Raw genomic sequence first — 20,388 nt, 5'->3', positions numbered from 1 at the left:
ATGAAACTGCGAATGAATTGCAAAGATAATTTGGCAGCGGGGCTCATCCGCGGTTGAAACCTTAACGATATCGGCCTAAGCGGGCGGGCAATTCCTTGTTTTCCGTGATTGGAGGATGATTGCACATGGCCCGTAAGAAGATCGCGCTCATCGGCGCTGGCAATATCGGCGGTACGCTCGCGCATCTCGCCGCCTTGAAGGGCCTGGGCGACATCGTCCTCTTCGACGTGGTGGAAGGCGTGCCGCAGGGCAAGGCGCTGGACCTGTCGCAATGCGGCCCTGTCGAAGGTTTCGACGCGAAGATCACCGGCACCAACGACTATGCCGACATCAAGGACGCCGACGTCATCATCGTCACCGCCGGTGTCGCTCGCAAGCCGGGCATGAGCCGCGACGACCTGCTGGGCATCAACCTCAAGGTCATGAAGGCTGTAGGCGAGGGCATCAAGAACAACGCCCCCAACGCTTTCGTCATCTGCATCACCAATCCGCTCGACGCGATGGTGTGGGCGCTGCGCGAATTTTCCGGCCTGCCGCACAACAAGGTCGTCGGCATGGCGGGCGTGCTGGACTCGGCGCGCTTCAGCCACTTCCTGGCCGAAGAGTTCCAGGTATCGGTGAAGGAAGTGAACAGCTTCGTTCTGGGCGGCCATGGCGACACGATGGTTCCCGTGGTGCAATATTCGACCGTCGCCGGTATCCCGATCCCCGACCTCATCAAGCAGGGCCGTTCCACCAAGGAGCGTATTGACGCAATCGTGCAGCGCACCCGTTCGGGCGGCGGCGAGATCGTCGGCCTGCTCAAGACCGGTTCGGCCTTCTACGCGCCCGCGACGAGCGGCATCGCCATGGCTGAGGCCTATCTGTTTGATCAAAAGCGCCTGCTGCCCTGCGCTGCGCACCTGACCGGCCAATATGGCGTCGACAACCTCTATGTCGGCGTGCCCGTGATTATCGGCAAGGACGGTGTCGAGCAGGTGGTCGAGATCGAACTCGACGCCGAAGCCAAGTCGAACCTCCAGGTGTCCGTCGATGCCGTCAAGGAACTGCTGGACGCCTGCAAGGGCATCGATTCCTCGCTGGCCTGACGGCTCGCGTCCTAACGACCTGCACCGGTCCGCTTCAGGTAAGTGCGCAGCCTGACGCGGGCCGCCCTAACTCAAAATGCCACGCCATTGAGATGAAGGGGCGATAATGTCCATTCTGGTGAACAAGAACACCAAGGTCATCACTCAGGGTATGACCGGTGCCACTGGCACCTTCCACACGGAACAGGCGCTGGCCTACGGCACCCAGATGGTCGCGGGCGTGACTCCTGGGAAGGGCGGCACGAGCCATATCGGCCTGCCCATGTACGACACGGTTGCCGAAGCGAAGGCGAAGACGGGCGCGGATGCGTCGGTGATCTATGTTCCGCCGCCATTCGCCGCTGACTCGATCCTGGAAGCGATCGACGCCGAAATCCCGCTGATCGTCTGCATCACCGAAGGCATTCCGGTGCTCGACATGGTGCGCGTGAAGCGCGCGCTTTCGGGCAGCAAGTCGCGCCTGATCGGCCCGAACTGCCCCGGAGTCCTGACCCCTGACGAATGCAAGATCGGCATCATGCCCGGCAGCATCTTCAAAAAGGGTTCGGTCGGCGTCGTGTCGCGTTCCGGCACGCTGACCTATGAGGCCGTGTTCCAGACCTCCAACGCGGGTCTGGGCCAGACCACGGCTGTCGGCATCGGCGGCGATCCGGTCAACGGCACGAACTTCATCGACGTGCTGGAACTGTTCCTGGCCGACGACGCCACTCAGTCGATCATCATGATCGGCGAGATCGGCGGCGATGCTGAGGAGCAGGCGGCGCAGTTCCTGATCGACGAAGCCAAGCGCGGCCGGAAGAAGCCGATGGCTGGCTTCATCGCTGGCCGCACGGCGCCTCCGGGCCGCCGCATGGGCCATGCCGGCGCAATCGTGTCGGGCGGCAAGGGCGACGCGGAAAGCAAGATCGCCGCGATGGAAGCCGCGGGCATCAAGGTTGCGGCCAGCCCGTCGGAACTGGGCTCGACTCTGGTCGAAGTCCTCAAGGGCTGATCTAGGCCTGACAAGGCGGCCGGGCTGCACCCCGGCCGCTTGTTACCCCCGATCCGTGACTGCACGCGGGTGGCATGGGACGCTGGAAAATGGGTTACGAGAATCAGGATTTCGAAGTCGAACAGGGGCCGAGCTGGGCTCGCAGCAACTGGCCGCTGAGTGAGACGGATGACCTGACCGGGGCGATGGACCCGACGCAGATGCAGGTCGCGGTGAAGGCGGCGGCCAAGGCTTCGGGCAAGGCGGTCACGGATGCGGACGCCGTAAGCGCGGCCGACGACGCCATCCGGGCGCAGATGCTGATCCGCACCTATCGCGTACGTGGCCATCTGGCTGCCAATCTTGACCCGCTGAGCCTGTCCCAGCGTAACCTGCCTGCCGACCTGACGCCGGAATATCACGGCCTTAATGACCCTGAGAAGAAGGTCTATCTCGGTGGTTCTCTCGGCCTTCAATATGCCACCGTGCGGGAGATCGTTGCGATCCTGCGCGCCAATTATTGCGGCAATGTCGGTCTTGAATATATGCACATCGCCGATGTGGAGGAGCGCCGTTTCCTGCAAGACCGCATGGAGGGCAAGGACAAGGAAATCCAGTTCACGCCCGAAGGCAAGAAGGCGATCCTGTCCAAGGTCATCCAGGCCGAACAATATGAAAAGTTCCTGGGCCGCAAATATGTAGGCACCAAGCGTTTTGGCTTGGACGGCGGCGAGTCCATGATCCCGGCTCTTGAAGCCATCATCAAATATGGCGGAGCGCTGGGCGTTCGCGAGATCGTCTACGGCATGGCCCATCGCGGCCGCCTGAACGTGCTCGCCAATGTGATGGCCAAGGGTTTCCGGGTCATCTTCCACGAATTTTCGGGCGGCACCGCAAATCCCGAGGATGTCGGCGGTTCGGGCGACGTGAAATACCACCTTGGCACGTCGACCGACCGTGAGTTTGACGGCGTCAAGGTCCATATGTCGCTGGTCCCCAACCCGTCGCACCTTGAAACGGTCGATCCCGTCGTGCTGGGCAAGGTTCGCGCGCAGCAGACCTTCCGGGACGATCTGGGCAGGCATGAGCAGGTGCTGCCGGTACTGATCCATGGCGACGCGGCTTTTGCCGGGCAGGGTATCGTTTGGGAATGCCTCGGCTTTTCGGGTGTGTCCGGCTACAATACTGGCGGGTGCATCCACTTCATCGTCAACAATCAGATCGGCTTCACCACTTCGCCCCAATTCTCCCGTGGCTCGCCCTATCCCAGCGACGTGGCGAAGGGTGTTCAGGCGCCGATCCTGCACGTCAATGGCGACGATCCCGAAGCCGTGACCTTTGCGTGCAAGCTGGCGATCGAATATCGTCAGACCTTCCATCGCGACATCGTGATCGACATGTGGTGCTATCGCCGCTTTGGCCATAATGAAGGCGACGAGCCCAGCTTTACCCAGCCGCAGATGTACGCGAAGATCCGCCAGCATGCTCCGGTCAGCGACGTCTATTCGGCGCGGCTGAAAGCAGAAGGCGTGGTCGACGATGATTTCGTCACGCAGGTGACGGGCGACTTCGTCAATCATCTGGAGGAAGAGTTCGAGGCGGCCAAGAGCTACAAGGCGAACAAGGCCGACTGGTTCGCCGGGCGCTGGTCGGGCCTGCACAAGCCCGCCGACGCGGAAACCGCGCGGCAGAATGTCGAGAGCGCAATCAGCCAGAAGCTGTTCGACAGCCTGGGCAAGACTCTGACCACCATTCCCGAAGGTCATAATGTCCACAAGACGCTGCGCCGCGTGATCGACGCCAAGGCGGAGATGTTCAAGACCGGCGAGAATTTCGACTGGGCGACGGCGGAGGCGCTGGCCTTCGGATCGCTGCTGTCGGAGGGCTATGGCGTCCGTCTGTCGGGCCAGGATTCAGGCCGTGGCACCTTCAGCCAGCGCCATGCCGTCTGGGTGGATCAGGACAACGAGAGTAAATATATTCCGCTGTCGACCGTTCCCCATGGCCGGTTCGAAGTGCTTGACAGCCCATTGTCGGAATATGGCGTGCTGGGCTTTGAATATGGCTATGCGCTCGCTGACCCCAAGAGCCTGGTGCTGTGGGAGGCGCAGTTTGGCGACTTCGCCAACGGCGCGCAAATCATCTTCGACCAGTATATCGCATCGTCGGAAACCAAGTGGTTGCGGTCTAACGGCATCGTCTGCCTGTTGCCGCACGGCTATGAAGGGCAGGGGCCTGAACATAGCTCGGCGCGTCTGGAACGCTTTCTCCAGCTTTGCGCCGAAGGGAATATCCAGGTCGCCAACTGCACGACGCCGGCCAACTATTTCCACATCCTGCGGCGGCAGATGCTGCGGCCGTTCCGCAAGCCGCTGATCATGATGACGCCCAAGTCGCTGCTGCGGCACAAGATGGCTGTCAGCAAGACGCAGGATTTCCTGGGCGAAACGCACTTCATGCGCATCCTGTCGGACATCAATCCGGCGCCGGATGCGGAAACGAGGCGGCTTGTCCTTTGTTCGGGCAAGGTGGCCTATGATCTGATGGAAGCGCGCGACGCGGCGGGTGACAAGGACACCCAGATCATCCGCATCGAACAGCTCTATCCCTTCCCGACCGAGGCCCTTGCCGTGCGCCTGAAGCGCATGACGAACCTGGAGGAGGTGATCTGGTGCCAGGAAGAACCGCGCAACAACGGCGCCTGGTTCTTTGTCGAACCCTATATCGAGGAAGCGCTGGCACAGGCGGGCAGGGCTCCGGCGCGTGCGCGCTATGCGGGACGCAAGGCGTCCGCTTCGCCCGCTACCGGGCTTGCCAAGCGCCACGTCGCCGAACAGGGCGCGCTCGTCGCCGATGCGCTGGGTCACAGCGTTCGTGAAGAAATCCGCCGCCAGAAGAAAGGCTGACACAGCTCATGGCTACCGAAGTCAAAGTCCCCACCCTGGGCGAATCCGTTACCGAAGCGACCGTTGGCCAGTGGCTGAAGAAGCCCGGCGAGGCGGTAAAGGCCGATGAGCCGATCGTCAGCCTGGAAACCGACAAGGTCGCCGTTGATGTGCCTGCGCCGGTCGCCGGAACGCTGGGCGACATCATCGCCAAGGAAGGCGATACGGTGAATGTCGGCGCGTTGCTGGCGATGATCAACGAGGGCGCTGCCGCAACCTCGGCTCCCGCGACTGCTGCTCCCGCTCCGGCCGCCAAGGCGGAAGCCGTTGCGCCTGCGCCTGCCGCGTCGGCTCCGGCCGATGAGGAGGAGGGCGGCAACCTCACCCTGTCCCCCGCCGTGCGCCGCCTGGTGCTGGAGCATGGACTGGACCCCAGCAAGATCAGGGGTAGCGGCAAGGACGGCCGCCTGACCAAGGACGATGTGATGGCCGCCGTTGCCGCGGGCACTGCCAAGGCGACCGCTTCGGCTTCTGCCGCAGCGCCCGCCGCCGAAGCGCCCGCCGCTGGCCCGAGCCGCAAGCAGGAGCGCGTCAAGATGACCCGCCTGCGCCAGACCGTGGCCAAGCGCCTCAAGGAAGCGCAGAACACCGCGGCGCTGCTTACCACCTATAATGACGTCGACATGACCAACGTCATCGAGGCGCGCGCCAAATATAAGGACCTGTTCGAAAAGAAGCACGGCGTGCGCCTTGGCTTCATGGGCTTCTTCACCAAGGCCGTCTGCATGGCGCTGAGGGACATTCCCGGCGTCAATGCACAGATCGAGGGTGACGAGATCGTCTATAACGACTTCGCCGATATCTCGGTGGCAGTGTCCGCCCCGAACGGCCTGGTCGTACCGGTCATCCGCAACGCTGAATCCTTGAGCGTTGCCGACATTGAAAAGACGATCGGCAGCTTCGGCAAGAAGGCCAAGGAAGGCACGCTGACCATGGACGATATGAAGGGCGGCACCTTCACCATCTCCAATGGCGGCGTGTTCGGATCGCTGCTGTCGAGCCCGATCATCAACCCGCCGCAGTCGGCCGTTCTGGGCCTGCACCGGATCGAGGATCGTCCGGTTGTCCGCGACGGTCAGATCGTCATCCGGCCGATGATGTATCTGGCGCTCAGCTATGACCATCGCCTGATCGACGGCCGCGAAGCCGTGACCTTCCTGGTCGCGGTGAAGAACGCGATCGAGGACCCGACCCGGCTGCTGATCGACCTGTAAGATCAACCTATCGTCCCGTTCGGGCTGAGCCTGTCGAAGCCCCGTCCTTCCTACAGGACAAAAGAAGAAGTAATGCCCTTTGACAGGCTCAGGGCGAACGGAGATTGGTATGGCAGACTTCGATTATGATGTCCTGGTGATCGGCGCGGGCCCGGGCGGCTATGTGGCCGCGATCCGTGCGGCGCAGCTGGGCCTAAAGACCGCATGTGCTGAAAGCCGCGAGACGCTGGGCGGCACCTGCCTCAATGTCGGCTGCATCCCGTCCAAGGCGCTGCTGCATGCTTCCGAGCTGTATGAGGAAGCCGCGAACGGCGCGCTTGCCAAGCTGGGCGTCAAGATCGACAAGATGAGCCTCGACCTCGACACGATGCAGGGGCAGCGCAAGGATGCGGTCAAGGGCCTGACCGGCGGCATCGAGTTTCTGTTCAAGAAGAACAAGGTCGACTGGTTGAAGGGCCGCGCCAGCTTCACCGGCGCAAACACGGTCGAGGTGGCGGGCAAGACGGTGACGGCGAAGAATATCGTCATCGCCACCGGATCGTCCGTCACGCCGCTGCCCGGCGTCGAAGTGGATAATGACAAGGGCCTGATCGTCGATTCCACCGGCGCGCTGGAGCTGGACAAGGTGCCCGATCACCTTGTCGTCATCGGCGGCGGCGTCATCGGGCTGGAACTGGGTTCGGTCTGGCGCCGTCTGGGCGCGAAGGTCACGGTGGTCGAATATCTCGACCAGATCCTGCCCGGCATGGACGGCGAAGTCCGTAAGGAAGCGCACAAGATCTTCAAGAAGCAGGGCTTCGAATATAAGCTCGGCACCAAGGTGATCGGCGCGCAGGCGCATAAGAAGGGCGTCACCCTGACGGTCGAACCGGCGGCCGGTGGCGCTTCGGAAACGATCGAAGCCGATGTCGTGCTTGTATCCATCGGTCGCCGCCCGAACACGGAAGGCCTTGGCCTCGACAAGATCGGGCTGGAACTGAATGGCCGTGGCCAGATCGAGACGGATCATGACTTTGCGACCAAGGTGCCGGGCGTTTGGGCGATCGGCGACGTGATCCCCGGTCCCATGCTGGCGCACAAGGCCGAAGATGAAGGCATTGCCGTTGCGGAAAACATCGCCGGCCTGACCGGCATCGTGAACCATGATGTCATTCCGTCGGTCGTCTATACCAGCCCGGAAATCGCGGGCGTGGGCCTGACCGAGGAAGCGGCCAAGGAAAAGGGCGCGATCAAGGTCGGCAAGTTCCCGATGCTTGCCAACAGCCGGGCGAAGACCAATCACGAACCCGATGGCTTTGTGAAGATCATCGCCGATGCGGAAACCGACAAGGTGCTGGGCGTGTGGATCATCGCCTCCGTGGCGGGAACGATGATCGCGCAGGCGGCCCAGGCGATGGAATTCGGCGCCTCCAGCGAGGACATCGCCTATACCTGCCACGCGCACCCGACGCATAGCGAGGCGATCAAGGAAGCAGCGATGGCCGTTACCGGCAAGCCCATCCATATGTAATCGGCCGCCGCTGCGGCAAGGACGAAAAAGGCCGCTCCTGACGAGCGGCCTTTTTCATGTCAGGCGTGGATGACGGCGGGAGCAGAGGGGCGAGGCGGCGCTTCTGGCGAGGAAAGGGCGCGCCGCACGCAGACGCGGTTCCGCCCTCGCGATTTCGCCTCGTACAGCGCCTTGTCCGCGCGGGCGATGGTGTCATGGATCGAGGCGTCGGCGTGCTGTACGGTGGACAGGCCGAAACTGGCGGTCACCTTGCGAGTGATCGGCAAGGTTGAGCCGATCTCGCGCGTGAAGCCTTCGCGCACGTCGTCGGCGATCGCGGCGGCGCGGGCGGCATCGGCGCCGGGGAGGAAGAGGACGAATTCCTCGCCGCCGAAGCGGGCGCTAATCCCGTGCTTGAGCGCGGCTGCTTCCAGCCGCCTGGCCAGCGCGATGATGACCCGGTCGCCCAGGGCATGGCCGAATTCGTCGTTCACAGCCTTGAAATGATCGATGTCGCAAACGATGAGGCTGCCCGAACGGGCTTTCGAGCGTAGCTGTCCCACTGCCTCATCGAAGCCACGGCGGTTGAGCAAGCCTGACAGCGGGTCGATCATCGCCTGGCGTTCATAGCGGGCCAGCAGATCGAAAACCTGGGTTGCGAGCGCCGCCAGAGCGAGGAACAGCCCGAATATGCAGGCAAGCGCCTGTGTCAGGAAAGCATATTCGCTGCCCAGAAAGGCGGTTCCCTGGGTGATGGTGATCGGGACGGTACTGCCCCTCACCAGATGGTCGAGCGCGACCAGCACGGCCGCGCCGAACAGGATGCGGTCGGCTCCGCTTTTCAACCGGGCGCGCGCAGCGACCAGCGGAAGGGCGGTCAGCAGGAAGCAGCCGAAATCGGACGCAGCCAGTTCCAGCGGTAGATTGCCGATAGCGATGGCCGTGGTGCAAAGCAGGCAAGACAGCCCCCAGATGGCGATGCGGGTCCGCAGCAGCCAATAGGGCCGCCAGCGCTGGAGCAGCGCTTCGCTGAAGAACAGGAACCCGGTCGCGAACAGCAGGTCGGCGAGCAGGCTCCACACAGGGGCGGCCACGGCGGCATAAGCAAGGGGAACGGAAAAGCCAGCGCTGACGCAAAAATAGGCGGCGCTCCACCAGCCTGCGACACGTACGCCCCGGCTATAGAGCGCGAGGAAGGCGATGCTAAAGCTGGCCATCATGACGGGCAGGAAGAAAGCGAAATTTTCTCCCATGCCGGTCGCCTCATCCTTCACTAGCTGGTGATTGCCGCCTGACTAATGCAGCCAGAGTTGCGCCTATAATCTGAGGCTTAACAAATACTTCCAGAATGGAACGATTATTCGTCCGATATGGACATAATCGGCCGCTCAGCAGCTAGATGGCCAGCTTTCAAGCAACGGCAGCAGTTCATCGAAATGATGGATCACTGCGTCGGCCTCCAGATTTTCGACCGGGCCGTCAAGGAATCCGAAGCTGACGGCAATGCTGGGGATCGCTGCATTGCGCGCGCCCGCAATGTCGTTGATCGTGTCGCCCAGGAATATCGCCCTGCCGCCGCCCGCGCGCGCCACCATTTCCAGGATGGGAGCAGGATCGGGCTTGGACACGTGCAGCGTATCGCCGCAGACGATGCTGGCGAAGCGGTCCGACAGGCCGATCTGGTGCATCAGCGGAATGGTGAAGCGCTTCGACTTGTTGGTGCAGATCGCCAGCTTCACGCCTGCCTGGTCCAACTGGTCCATCGCCGCGATCAGGCCGGGATAGGGAACGGAGTGGATGGCGAGATTCTGCTCATAATAATCGAGCAGGACCGGCAAGGTTGTGGCGATCAGTTCGTCGTCATATCCGCCTGACGCCGTCAGCGCGCGTTGCAGCATCACCTTTGCGCCTTTTCCGACAAACGGCTGGATGGCTTCCACGGCGAAAGGCGGCCGATCGATGGTGGCGAGCGCATAATTGACCGCCGCAGCCAGATCGCCGCTGGTATCGAGCAAGGTGCCGTCCAGGTCGAAGCCGACGACGTCAAATGGAATCCGTGACATGGCCGGGCTCATGCGGCCTGGACGGTGGCAAAGGCAAGTCAAACGTGGCAGAGAGCCTCCAGATTCTTGCCTCTTCATCTTTCAGGAAGGACGCGTTCCCCGTGACCGCCACCCGCCCCGTCGCCGTCATCATCCTTGCCGCCGGACAGGGAACGCGCATGAAATCCGCCAGGCACAAGGTGCTGCATCCCGTCGCGGGACGGCCCATGCTGCTCCATCTGCTTGCAAGCGTTTCGGAACTGAAGCCTGAACGGCAGGTCGTGGTGGCCGGGGCCGGACGCGAGCAGGTGGAGGCGGCGGTCGCGGGCACGGGGGCGGTGATCGCGGTGCAGGACAAGCAGCTAGGCACCGGCCATGCGGTCGCGCAGGCGCATGACGCGCTCGCTGGTTTTGCTGGCGACATCCTGATCCTTTACGGCGACGTGCCGCTGGTGCGGGCCGAAACGATGCGCGCGATGCTGGACCGGCTGAACCAGGGTGACGAGCCGCGTGCCGTGGTCCTTGGCTTCCGGCCCGCCGATGCCGCCGCTTATGGCCGGATCATCGCCGATGGCCAGGGCGTCATTGAAAAAATGGTTGAATATAAGGATGCCGATGCGGCGGAACGCGCAGTGACGCTCTGCAATTCCGGGTTGATGGCGGTGCGTTCGACCGACCTGTTCGTGCTGCTCGACAAGATCGGCAACGATAATGCGGCAGGCGAATATTATCTGCCGGACATCGTCATGCTGCCCGGCGCGCAAAGCGCAGTGATCGAAGCGGAGGCGTGGGAAGTGGCAGGCGTCAACAGCCGCGCCGAAATGGCCAGCGTGGAAGCGGATTGGCAGGACCGCCGCCGTGCGGAAGCGATGCGCGACGGCGTTACGCTGGTTGCGCCGGATACCGTCTTCTTTGCGTATGATACGGTTCTGGGCCGCGACGTCCTGATCGAGCCGAATGTCGTGTTCGGCCCCGGTGTCACGGTGGCGGACAATGCCACCATCCGCGCCTTTTCGCATCTGGAAGGCGCGGATATCGGGGTGGGGGCAGAGGTCGGACCTTATGCGCGGTTGCGGCCGGGAGCCAAGGTCGGCCCCAAGGCGAAGGTCGGCAATTTCGTCGAGATCAAGAAAGCGGAACTGGGCGAAGGCGCGAAGGTCAATCACCTCTCCTACATTGGCGACGCCATCATCGGCGCTGGCGCGAATATCGGTGCGGGGACGATCACCTGCAATTATGACGGCTTCTTCAAATATCGGACGGAGATCGGAGCAGCGGCCTTTATCGGCTCCAACAGTGCGCTGGTCGCACCGGTAAAGATTGGCGACGGGGCGATTGTGGGCGCGGGCAGTGTCGTGACGAAGAATGTCGACGCCGACGCTCTATGTCTCGTCCGGCCAGCACAGGATGCCAAGCCGGGCTGGGCAAGCCGGTTCAGGGCGAAGATGCAGGCGCGCAAAGCAGCCAAGTGAAGGGTATTTCCCGGACCAGGCGCTGGCTGGCGGCGTTTCTGGTCGCGCTGCTGCTTGCAATCGGTTTTGGCCTTTGGCTGGTGGACAATGCTCGCGCCATGCCGGTCGTGCGGCGTCTGGATGTCGCCCTGCCGTTTCCCAAGGATGCGCCACGCCGGGCGGTGAGCGTCGCCCTGATCACGGACACGCATTTGTCGGGGCCGGACAACAGTCCGGAGCGGATGGCGCGCATCGCCGGAATGGTGAATGGCCTCAAGCCCGACCTGATCGCGCTGGGCGGCGACTATATCGGCGATGACAAGGGTGGCGCGACTTATGATGCGTTGCAGAGCATCGCTCACTTTGCCGCTCTGCGCGCGCCGCTGGGGGTCGTCGCGATATTGGGGAACCATGACGCGAGCCACCATTCGCTGGCCGGGCGGAAGGACTGGCGCACCCTGTTCGCCCGGATCGGTATTCGCCTGCTGGACAATCAGGCCGTACGGCGGGGGCCTCTGGCGATCGGGGGCCTGCGGGACCTGTATACCGGCAGGCCGGACATTCCCGGCACCTTGGCGGCGATGAAGGCGCTGGGCGGCGCGCCGGTGATCCTGACGCATGGCCCCGATATCCTGCCCGCCTTGCCCGACCGGCCGTCGCTGACCCTGGCCGGGCATACGCATTGCGGGCAGGTGGCGCTGCCTTTTCTGGGCATCGTCTATGTCCCTTCGCGGCTGGGAAAGCGCTTTGCCTGCGGTGCCTATCATGAGGGAAAGAGGACGCTGGTGGTGTCGGCCGGTGTCGGCACCAGCGGCCTTCCCATCCGCATGCTCGCGCCCCCCGATATCTGGCTGGTCACAATTCGTCCGCAGTGATGTGACAGGCCATTGTCGCTTGCCGCCCGATCATGGTAGCTGCGGCTGCGGCGGCTTCCAGCCGTCTGTTTTTCAGTTTTGGGGCATCCGAATCCATGTGTGGCATCATCGGCATCATCGGCAAGGACGACGTGGCGGAACGGCTTGTCGAGGGGCTGAGGCGGCTGGAATATCGTGGTTATGACAGCGCGGGCGTGGCGACCATCCACGATGGCGCGATCGAGCGGCGGCGTGCGGAGGGAAAGCTCGCCAATCTGGTGAAGGAGCTTGACCGCGATCCGTTGCCGGGGACGACCGGGATCGCCCATACGCGCTGGGCGACCCATGGCGCGCCGACGACGAACAATGCGCATCCCCATGCCACGAAGGAAGTGGCGCTCGTCCACAACGGCATCATCGAGAATTTCAAGGCGCTGCGGGAGGAGCTTACGGCGCGCGGCCGGGTGTTCGACAGCGAGACGGACACGGAAGTCGTCGCCCATCTGGTGAGCGAACTGGTGGAGCAGGGGATATCGCCCAAGGACGCGGTGGCGCAGGTGCTTCCCCGGCTGCATGGCGCGTTTGCGCTCGCCATCCTGTTCCGCAGCAGCCCAGACATGCTGATCGGCGCGCGGCTGGGTTCGCCGCTGGTCGTAGGATATGGCGATGGAGAAACCTATCTGGGCTCCGACGCGCTGGCGCTGGCACCTTTGACGCAGCGCATCGCCTATCTGGAAGAAGGCGACTGGGTGATCGTCACCGCCGGGGGCGCGGAGATTTTCGACAGGGACAATAATCCTGTCGAGCGGCCCATCACCATTTCCGGCGTGACCGGCGAGCTGATCTCCAAGGGCAATCACCGCCATTATATGCTCAAGGAGATTTACGAGCAGCCCGTGGTCGTCGCGCAGACGCTGCGGTCCTATCTGCGCCGGATGGAGGATCAGGTGTCGCTGCCGGTGCCGGACTTCGATCTGGGCGCGATCCGGCGAGTCACCATCGTCGCCTGCGGCACCAGCTATTATGCGGGCATGGTCGCCAAATATTGGTTCGAACAGTTCGCCCGCGTGCCCGTCGACATCGATGTGGCGAGCGAGTTCCGCTACCGCGCGCCGGTGATGGAGGATGGCGGCTTGATGATCGTCATCAGCCAGTCGGGCGAGACGGCGGACACGCTGGCGGCGCTGCGTCACGCGCGGAGCGAAGGGCAGAAGATCGCCGCCGTCGTCAACGTGCCGACCAGCACCATGGCGCGGGAGGCCGACTTGCTGCTGCCCACCCATGCCGGACCTGAAATCGGCGTTGCGTCCACCAAGGCCTTCACCTGTCAGCTTGCGGTTCTGGCCGCCTTTGCCGCCAATCTTGCCAGAGCCAAGGGCAGGCTGGACGGGAAGGCCGAGAAGGAACTGGTGCGGCATCTGGCCGAAGCACCGGCCGCGCTCAACGCTGCGCTTGCCTATGACGAATCGATCGAGGGGATGGCGCATCTGGTCGCGGGGGCGCGGGACGTGCTCTATCTGGGGCGGGGGCCGGATTACCCGCTGGCGCTGGAAGGGGCGCTCAAGCTCAAGGAAATCAGCTATATCCACGCCGAAGGCTATGCGGCGGGCGAGATGAAGCATGGGCCGATCGCCCTGATCGACGACAAGGTGCCGGTGATCGTCCTCGCGCCCAGCGGCCCGCTGTTCGAAAAGACCGTGAGCAACATGCAGGAGGTGCAGGCGCGCGGCGGCCGGGTGGTGCTGATCTCCGACTATGACGGGGTGCAGGCGGCGGGCGAGGGGTGCATCGCCACCATCACCATGCCCAAGGTCCACCCACTGATCGCGCCGATGGTCTATGCGGTGCCGGTGCAGTTGCTGGCCTATCATGTCGCCGTCGCGAAGGGCACCGATGTCGATCAGCCAAGGAACCTTGCCAAGAGCGTCACGGTGGAGTGACGGTGTTTACTCCAGGCGGGTGAAACGGAAGTGATCGCGGATGCGGCGGTTGAAAAAGCTGCCCTTGGATGAGGCGCGGCGCATGGCGGCGGCCAGCTTTTCCGGCACCTCGAAATAGCTGTAGCGCCTGCCGCTGACGAATTGCACGTCCAGCCGGTGTTCGGCCGCATCATAGTCGAAGTGGCGGATGACTGTGGAGGGCATGCTGGCGATAATGATCGGCGGCTGGCGATGTTTCCCGCTGCATGCGCCCTGTAGGATTCGGGTGACATAGGTGACACGAGGAGGGCGCGGGAAACCGGGCTTTCGCGCTTGTGCGTCCAACAGATTATGTTAAATGTTCAAAGAGCCGCCGGGAGCTTAGCGGCGGTTATGGGCTGTAGGACAGCGGAAAATTTTTGAGAGGTAGGATGCGCAGGCGGCGGAGGGGAAGGGGGCTGACGTTGCGGCTTTTCCCCTCCACATCGTCGTGGCCGATGGTCAGCCGCCGCCGGGGGAGTTGTGGCCGCCCGCGGGGACGGGGCCGCCGCTGGGGGCGTGGCCGTGGTCGGGATTGCTGTCCCATTCGATATGGTAAAGATCGAAACGCCGGTCGCGCAGGTTGCGGACGGTGCCTTCGGCGCGGGCCCAGCTCAAGTCCGCCAAATTGACGTCCGCCATGGTGAGGGTTTCGACATTTTCCGTTGATTCCGCCGCGATGCCGTCGCGCGCGAAGGGCAGGTCGCAAGGCGTCAGGATGGCGCTTTGCGCATATTGGATGTCCATATTGTCGACATTGGGCAGGTTGCCGACATTGCCAGACATGACGACATAGCATTGATTTTCAATCGCGCGCGCCTGGGCGCAATAGCGCACCCGCATATAGCCCAGGCGGCTGTCGGTGCAGAAGGGCACGAAGATGATGCGCGCGCCCTGGTCCACCAGCCGCCGGGCGAGTTCGGGAAATTCGCTGTCATAGCAGATGAGCACGCCGATCGGGCCGCAGTCCGTCTGGATCACGTCGAGCGAATCGCCGCCCTTGATGTTCCACCAGAAGGCTTCGTTGGGGGTGGGATGAATCTTTTCCTGCGTGTGGACCGATCCGTCGCGCAGGGCGACATAGGCGATGTTCTGGATATCGCCATCGTCGGCGCGGGTCGGGTGGGAGCCGCCGATGATGTTGATATTATATTCCAGCGCCATCCGCGTCAGTTCCTTCGTCAGGCGCGGCGTGTAGCCGGTGAGCTTGTCGATCGCTTCTATCGGGGAAAGCTTCTTGGTTTCGAAGGAGAGCAGGGGAAGGGTGAAGAGTTCCGGGAAGATGATGAAGTCGGAGCGGTAATCCGCCGCAACATCAACGAAATATTCGATGTTGCGGATAAATTCATCGAAGTCCGCAACGGCGCGCGCCTGAAGCTGGCAGGTGGCGAGCCGGACGCTTTCGACGCCGCGCGGCACCCGCATTTCGGGTGCTTCGTCAGGATCGACATAGGGGTTGCGCCAGACCAGATGGGCGGCGTGGCCGTCCGACTGCTTGTCTTCGGGCAGATAGTTTTCGAGCACGCCAAGCGGTTCGAACTGGTTCTTGAGCTGGAAGCTGATGACCTGGTCGCGCAGCTTGCCCTGGACCACCTTGTCCAGATAATCGGCGGGGCCATCGACGCGGCGCTTGGCGCGGGCATAGCCGGGCATGCGGCCCGCGATGACGATGCCGTGCAGGTCCAGCTGCTCGGCCAGTTCCTTGCGCTCGTCATAGAGACGCTGGCCGATGCGCAGGCCGCGCAGCTTGGGATCGACCGCCATTTCATAGCCGTACAGCCATTCGCCCGCGGCGCTGTGCCGGGTGCCGAAGCCGTTGGCGGTGATCTCTTCCCAATCATGGAAGGAAAAGGCCATCGTCCTGCTGACGCGCATGGTCGCGCAATAGCCGACGATCCGGTTGTCATAGACGGCGACGAAACAGCCATCGGGGAAATTGTTGATCTGGCCACGGACGGTCGCGGGCGAATAGTTGGGCAGGCCGGGATAGACGCGCGCGATGAGCCGCAGGATGGCGCGGACATCGCCCGGAACGGCGGTGCGGACTTCCAGGCGCTTTCCTGCTTTGGTGGTCATCAATCATCTCCCGTCATGGAAAAGGCGGCGCCGTGGACCAGCGCCGCCTCATTTCGCCAACGTTCTGAACAAGCCGCAAGCGGCCGATCAGTTCCGTTCCGCGTAGTTCTGTTCCGCGCAGGTCAGTTCCACTGGCCCATCGCGGTTTCGAGATTGACGCGGATCGCTTCGAAAAACTGTTCGGTCGTCATCCATGCCTGATCGGGGCCGATCAGCAGCGCCAGATCCTTCGTCATCGCGCCGCCTTCGACGGTTTCGATGCAGACGCGCTCCAGCGTTTCGGCAAAGCGCGTGACGTCCGGCGTGTCGTCGAACTTGCCGCGATAGCTGAGGCCCTGGGTCCAGGCGAAGATCGACGCGATCGGGTTGGTCGAGGTCGACTTGCCCTGCTGATGCTGGCGATAGTGGCGGGTGACGGTGCCGTGCGCGGCTTCGGCCTCGACGGTCTTGCCATCGGGCGAGAGCAGCACGGAGGTCATGAGGCCGAGCGAGCCGAAGCCCTGCGCCACGGTGTCGGACTGAACGTCGCCGTCATAATTCTTGCACGCCCAGACGAACTTGCCGCTCCACTTGAGCGCGGCGGCGACCATGTCGTCGATCAGGCGGTGTTCGTAGGTGATGCCAGCGGCCTTGAACTGATCCGCGAATTCCTTGTCGAACACTTCCTGGAACAGATCCTTGAAGCGGCCGTCATAGGCCTTCAAAATGGTGTTCTTGGTCGACAGATAGAGCGGCCAGTTGCGGCCCAGCGCGTAGTTCATGCTGGCGCGGGCGAAATCGCGGATCGAATCGTCCAGATTGTACATGCCCATGGCGACGCCGGGGCTGGGGAAGTTGAAGACGTCCTTTTCGATCTTCTCGCCATTGGCGCCGTCCCAGATCATGCGCAACTTGCCGGGGCCGGGGACCAGGAAGTCGGTGGCGCGATACTGGTCGCCGAACGCGTGACGGCCGATGACGATCGGGTCGGTCCAGCCGGGAACCAGCCGGGGCACGTTCTTGATCACGATCGGTTCGCGGAAAACGACGCCGCCCAGGATGTTGCGGATGGTGCCGTTGGGCGACTTCCACATTTCCTTGAGGCCGAATTCCTCGACGCGGGCTTCATCCGGGGTGATGGTGGCGCACTTCACGCCGACGCCATATTGCTTGATCGCATTGGCGGAATCGATGGTGATCTGGTCGTTGGTTTCGTCGCGCTTTTCAACGCTGAGGTCGTAATATTTGAGGTCGATGTCGAGATAGGGGAGGATGAGGCGCTCACGAATCCACTGCCAGATGATCCGCGTCATCTCATCGCCGTCGATCTCCACGACTGGGTTCTTGACCTTGATCTTCGCCATGCGCCTCTTCGCCTTCTTCGTTCGGGTGGAATTTTGCAAACGCCCTAGGGAAAGCGGAGCCAATGTTCAACCGCGCAATGGCGGTGAAGCAGGGCGCATGATTTCGCGGCACTTGCCGGGGGATCGACCGTTGTCAGTCCAAGTGACTGTGCCTAAAGACGATGCCATGGAAAATGACGAAATCACCGTCGCGCTGGGCGGCAATGTGAAGTGGCGCTTCCCCACGGTTCATCCCGAAGGCGTGAAGTTCGGCCTGATCGCGGTGGCGATCACCCTGGTGCTGTTCCTGGTCGGATGGGAGATTCCCGGTTGGCTGATGGTGATCGTGACGATCTGGGTTTTTGCCTTCTTCCGCGACCCGGTGCGCGCGGTGCCGCAGGACGAGCGGGCGATCATCGCGCCCGCCGACGGTCTGGTGACGCTGATCCAGCGCGTGCCGCCGCCGCGCGAGATGGCGGGGCCGGACGGCCTGGGCGACCAGCCGATGGTGCGCGTTTCCATCTTCATGAGCGTGTTCGACGTCCACATCAACCGCACGCCCATCGGCGGGATGGTGAAGTCGGTCGTCTATATTTCGGGCAAGTTCCTGAACGCCGATCTCGACAAGGCGAGCGAGGATAATGAACGGCAGCATATCCTGATCGAGCGGCATGACGGCGTGCGGGTGGGCTTTACCCAGATTGCGGGCCTGGTCGCGCGCCGGATCGTCCCCTTCGTGAAGCCGGGCGACCTGATCGCGGCGGGGCAGCGCATCGGCCTGATCCGCTTCGGCAGCCGCGTCGACGTCTACCTGCCCGCTGGCACGGCGCCGCGCGTGGTGCTGGGGCAGCGGACCGTCGCGGGAGAGACGATCCTGGGGCAGATCGGCGACGCGCGCGTCATTTCGGGTATCCAGCAGTGAGGCAGCGGCGCGCCATCCCGCGCGGCCTGCGCCGTGGCATCACCCTGCGGATGGTCGCGCCCAACGCGGTCACGGCCATGGCGCTGTGCTGCGGCCTGACCGGCGTGCGCTACGCCATCGCGGAACGGTGGGAATGGGCGGTGACGCTGATCATCATCGCGGGGATACTGGACGGGCTGGACGGCCGCATCGCGCGGCTGTTGCGTGGGGAAAGCCGTTTTGGGGCGGAGCTGGATTCGCTGTCGGACTCCATCGCCTTCGGCGTGGCTCCGGCGCTGATCCTTTATCTGTGGGCGCTGCATGCCATGCCAAAATTCGGGTGGATCTTCGCGCTGGCCCATGCGCTGTCCTGCGCGCTGCGGCTCGCCCGGTTCAACGCCAATATCGACGCGGACGAACAGCCGCATAAATCGGCCGGGTTCCTGACCGGCGTTCCCGCGCCCGCCGGGGCTGGCCTCGCCTTCGTACCGCTTTATCTGTGGCTGGTGACGGGGGAAGATATCTTCCGCGCCTGGTATGTGGTGGCGCCGTGGACGGCTTTCACCGCCTTCCTGATGATTTCCAGCATCGCGACCTATAGCTGGTCGGCGCTGCGGCTGCGCAAGCGCATCCGGCTGGAGGCGATCGCGGTTGCCGGATTGCTGGCCGCGCTGCTGATCACCGATCCCTGGCTGACGCTGCTGGCGCTTTCGGCGGTCTATGTGGCGACGATCCCGTTCGGCATCATGTCCTACGCACGCGTCCGGCGGCAGCAGCAGTCCAAGGCCGCTGCCTGAGCTTCACGCCCTCAGGCGGCGAAGATGGATGCGGGCAGGGGACGCGCCGGGGTGCGCGCCTCCGGCGTGGCGCGGCGGCGGCTGATCCGCAGGCGGTAGACGGGCGCTTCCTGGGGAATGGGTTCGAACAGCAGGGCCGCGATCATCTTGTCCCGGTAAAGGGCGAACATGCCAACGATCGTGCCTGCCGCCAGCAGGAAGGCTGCCAGGAAAATGGTGGCTGCAATAATGGTGAACATGGGCGCTCACTTTCATATTTGCGACGGAACAACTGTTCCTCTATTGCCGGTCGAAACGGGGCTGAGCCGCGCTTTGTTCCGAATGTTCCCTATATGTTCCATTCTTTGGAGCAAGTCAAGCCTTGCCTCCCCCAGCCGTGCGCGCTAAGGGGCGCGCCATTCCACATGGGAATCGCACATATCCGGTGCTGACGGCGTGACGCCCCAGTTCCTGATTCCCAGAGGTTGAACCGGAAGGAGAAATATTATGGCGGCTCCTGTCGTCACCATGCACCAATTGATCGAGGCCGGGGCTCACTTCGGCCACCAGACCCACCGCTGGAACCCGCGCATGAAGCCGTACATCTTCGGCGAGCGCAACGGCATCCACATCCTCGACCTGTCGCAGACCGTGCCGCTGTTCGGCCGCGCGCTGGACTTCGTGTCGGCGACCGTCGCCGCTGGCGGCAAGGTGCTGTTCGTCGGCACCAAGCGCCAGGCGCAGGACCCGATCGCCGAAGCCGCCCGCAAGTCGGGCCAGCACTTCGTTAACCATCGCTGGCTGGGCGGCATGCTCACCAACTGGAAGACCATTTCCGGTTCGATCAAGCGGCTGAAGACCCTGGAAGAGAAGCTGTCGGGCGACACCCACGGCTTCACCAAGAAGGAAGTCCTTCAGATGACCCGCGAGCGCGAGAAGCTGGAGCTTTCGCTGGGCGGCATCCGCGACATGAACGGCATCCCCGATGTCATGTTCGTGATCGACGCCAACAAGGAAGAACTGGCGATCAAGGAAGCCAACACGCTGGGCATCCCGGTCGTCGCGATCCTCGATTCGAACGTCTCGCCCGATGGCATCGCTTTCCCGGTTCCGGCGAATGACGACGCCAGCCGCGCGATCCGCCTCTATTGCGACGCCGTCGCCGCCGCCGCGACCAAGGGCAACCGTGGCGCGCAGCAGGCTTCGGGCGTCGATCTGGGCGCTCTGGACGAGCCGGAAGCCGAAGAGGTCGCCGTCCAGGCCTGATCCCGCGGTCTTCGAACTGCAAGATTGACAGGCTAG

Annotated in this window: 17 protein-coding genes; 11 read left to right on the top strand and 6 right to left on the bottom strand. The window is 63.2% G+C overall.

All coding sequences use genetic code 11. From position 1 onward, the window contains the following. Positions 1-125 precede the first annotated feature (125 nt). The 5 genes from mdh (at position 126) to lpdA (ending at position 7,727) form a co-directional block, all read left to right on the top strand. On the top strand, positions 126-1,088 hold the full coding sequence (gene mdh / locus ET21_RS0104620) for a malate dehydrogenase (protein WP_021237516.1): 963 nt from the start codon (positions 126-128) through the stop codon (positions 1,086-1,088). A gap of 106 nt (positions 1,089-1,194) precedes the next feature. Continuing rightward, entirely contained in the window at positions 1,195-2,079 is an 885-nt protein-coding gene (gene sucD / locus ET21_RS0104615) for a succinate--CoA ligase subunit alpha (protein ID WP_021237515.1), read from the top strand. 89 nt (positions 2,080-2,168) lie between these two features. Beyond that, a complete protein-coding gene (locus tag ET21_RS0104610; protein ID WP_021237514.1) occupies positions 2,169-4,964 on the top strand; it encodes a 2-oxoglutarate dehydrogenase E1 component in 2,796 nt (931 codons plus the stop codon). A gap of 8 nt (positions 4,965-4,972) precedes the next feature. After that, positions 4,973-6,217 carry a 2-oxoglutarate dehydrogenase complex dihydrolipoyllysine-residue succinyltransferase gene (gene odhB, locus ET21_RS0104605; protein WP_030538766.1) on the top strand — a complete coding sequence of 415 codons (1,245 nt, stop codon included), beginning with the start codon at positions 4,973-4,975 and terminating at the stop codon, positions 6,215-6,217. A gap of 109 nt (positions 6,218-6,326) precedes the next feature. Beyond that, positions 6,327-7,727, top strand: a complete 1,401-nt coding sequence (gene lpdA, locus ET21_RS0104600; RefSeq protein WP_021237512.1) for a dihydrolipoyl dehydrogenase — start codon at positions 6,327-6,329, stop codon at positions 7,725-7,727. A 59-nt stretch (positions 7,728-7,786) separates the two neighbouring features. On the opposite strand, the gene ET21_RS0104595 is transcribed toward lpdA, so the two are convergent. Together ET21_RS0104595 and ET21_RS0104590 are read right to left on the bottom strand one after the other, a co-directional pair. Continuing rightward, the gene (locus tag ET21_RS0104595) at positions 7,787-8,959 is read right to left on the bottom strand and encodes a GGDEF domain-containing protein (RefSeq protein ID WP_037470223.1); all 1,173 of its coding nucleotides are present in this window, start codon (positions 8,957-8,959) and stop codon (positions 7,787-7,789) included. Between the two features lie 135 nt (positions 8,960-9,094). Then, on the bottom strand, positions 9,095-9,769 hold the full coding sequence (locus ET21_RS0104590; RefSeq protein WP_030538764.1) for an HAD family hydrolase: 675 nt from the start codon (positions 9,767-9,769) through the stop codon (positions 9,095-9,097). A gap of 158 nt (positions 9,770-9,927) precedes the next feature. Between ET21_RS0104590 and glmU the strand changes: the two genes are divergently transcribed. The 3 genes from glmU to glmS all read left to right on the top strand — a co-directional run bounded on the left by glmU (position 9,928) and on the right by glmS (position 13,993). Continuing rightward, positions 9,928-11,220 carry a bifunctional UDP-N-acetylglucosamine diphosphorylase/glucosamine-1-phosphate N-acetyltransferase GlmU gene (gene glmU, locus ET21_RS0104585; RefSeq protein ID WP_237751489.1) on the top strand — a complete coding sequence of 431 codons (1,293 nt, stop codon included), beginning with the start codon at positions 9,928-9,930 and terminating at the stop codon, positions 11,218-11,220. Between the two features lie 26 nt (positions 11,221-11,246). Beyond that, the gene (locus ET21_RS0104580) at positions 11,247-12,074 is read left to right on the top strand and encodes a metallophosphoesterase (RefSeq protein WP_237751488.1); all 828 of its coding nucleotides are present in this window, start codon (positions 11,247-11,249) and stop codon (positions 12,072-12,074) included. A 95-nt stretch (positions 12,075-12,169) separates the two neighbouring features. Then, on the top strand, positions 12,170-13,993 hold the full coding sequence (glmS, locus tag ET21_RS0104575; RefSeq protein WP_030538761.1) for a glutamine--fructose-6-phosphate transaminase (isomerizing): 1,824 nt from the start codon (positions 12,170-12,172) through the stop codon (positions 13,991-13,993). A gap of 6 nt (positions 13,994-13,999) precedes the next feature. Here glmS and ET21_RS0104570 read toward each other — a convergent pair whose 3' ends face one another. From ET21_RS0104570 to ET21_RS0104560, 3 genes are all read right to left on the bottom strand, one after another. After that, entirely contained in the window at positions 14,000-14,197 is a 198-nt protein-coding gene (locus ET21_RS0104570) for a KTSC domain-containing protein (protein ID WP_030538760.1), read from the bottom strand. A gap of 276 nt (positions 14,198-14,473) precedes the next feature. Then, positions 14,474-16,087, bottom strand: a complete 1,614-nt coding sequence (locus tag ET21_RS0104565) for a bifunctional GNAT family N-acetyltransferase/carbon-nitrogen hydrolase family protein (RefSeq protein ID WP_030538759.1) — start codon at positions 16,085-16,087, stop codon at positions 14,474-14,476. 122 nt (positions 16,088-16,209) lie between these two features. Beyond that, positions 16,210-17,430 (bottom strand): NADP-dependent isocitrate dehydrogenase, encoded by a 1,221-nt coding sequence (locus tag ET21_RS0104560; RefSeq protein ID WP_021237504.1) that lies wholly within the window; start codon positions 17,428-17,430, stop codon positions 16,210-16,212. A 166-nt stretch (positions 17,431-17,596) separates the two neighbouring features. On the opposite strand from ET21_RS0104560, the gene ET21_RS0104555 reads away from it, so the two are divergent. Then, positions 17,597-18,331 (top strand): phosphatidylserine decarboxylase, encoded by a 735-nt coding sequence (locus ET21_RS0104555; RefSeq protein WP_021237503.1) that lies wholly within the window; start codon positions 17,597-17,599, stop codon positions 18,329-18,331. Between the two features lie 50 nt (positions 18,332-18,381). Next, a complete protein-coding gene (locus ET21_RS0104550; protein WP_051209617.1) occupies positions 18,382-19,107 on the top strand; it encodes a phosphatidylcholine/phosphatidylserine synthase in 726 nt (241 codons plus the stop codon). An 11-nt stretch (positions 19,108-19,118) separates the two neighbouring features. On the opposite strand, the gene ET21_RS0104545 is transcribed toward ET21_RS0104550, so the two are convergent. Continuing rightward, positions 19,119-19,346, bottom strand: coding sequence for a hypothetical protein (locus ET21_RS0104545; RefSeq protein ID WP_030538758.1), 228 nt, complete (start codon positions 19,344-19,346; stop codon positions 19,119-19,121). A gap of 247 nt (positions 19,347-19,593) precedes the next feature. On the opposite strand from ET21_RS0104545, the gene rpsB reads away from it, so the two are divergent. After that, on the top strand, positions 19,594-20,352 hold the full coding sequence (rpsB, locus tag ET21_RS0104540; protein WP_021237500.1) for a 30S ribosomal protein S2: 759 nt from the start codon (positions 19,594-19,596) through the stop codon (positions 20,350-20,352). The last annotated feature ends 36 nt before the right edge of the window (positions 20,353-20,388 follow it).

Origin of the sequence: Sphingobium sp. DC-2, from assembly GCF_000722555.1 — a bacterium.
GTDB classification, from domain to species: domain Bacteria; phylum Pseudomonadota; class Alphaproteobacteria; order Sphingomonadales; family Sphingomonadaceae; genus Sphingobium; species Sphingobium quisquiliarum.
This window is presented reverse-complemented; position numbering and strand designations above follow the sequence as displayed.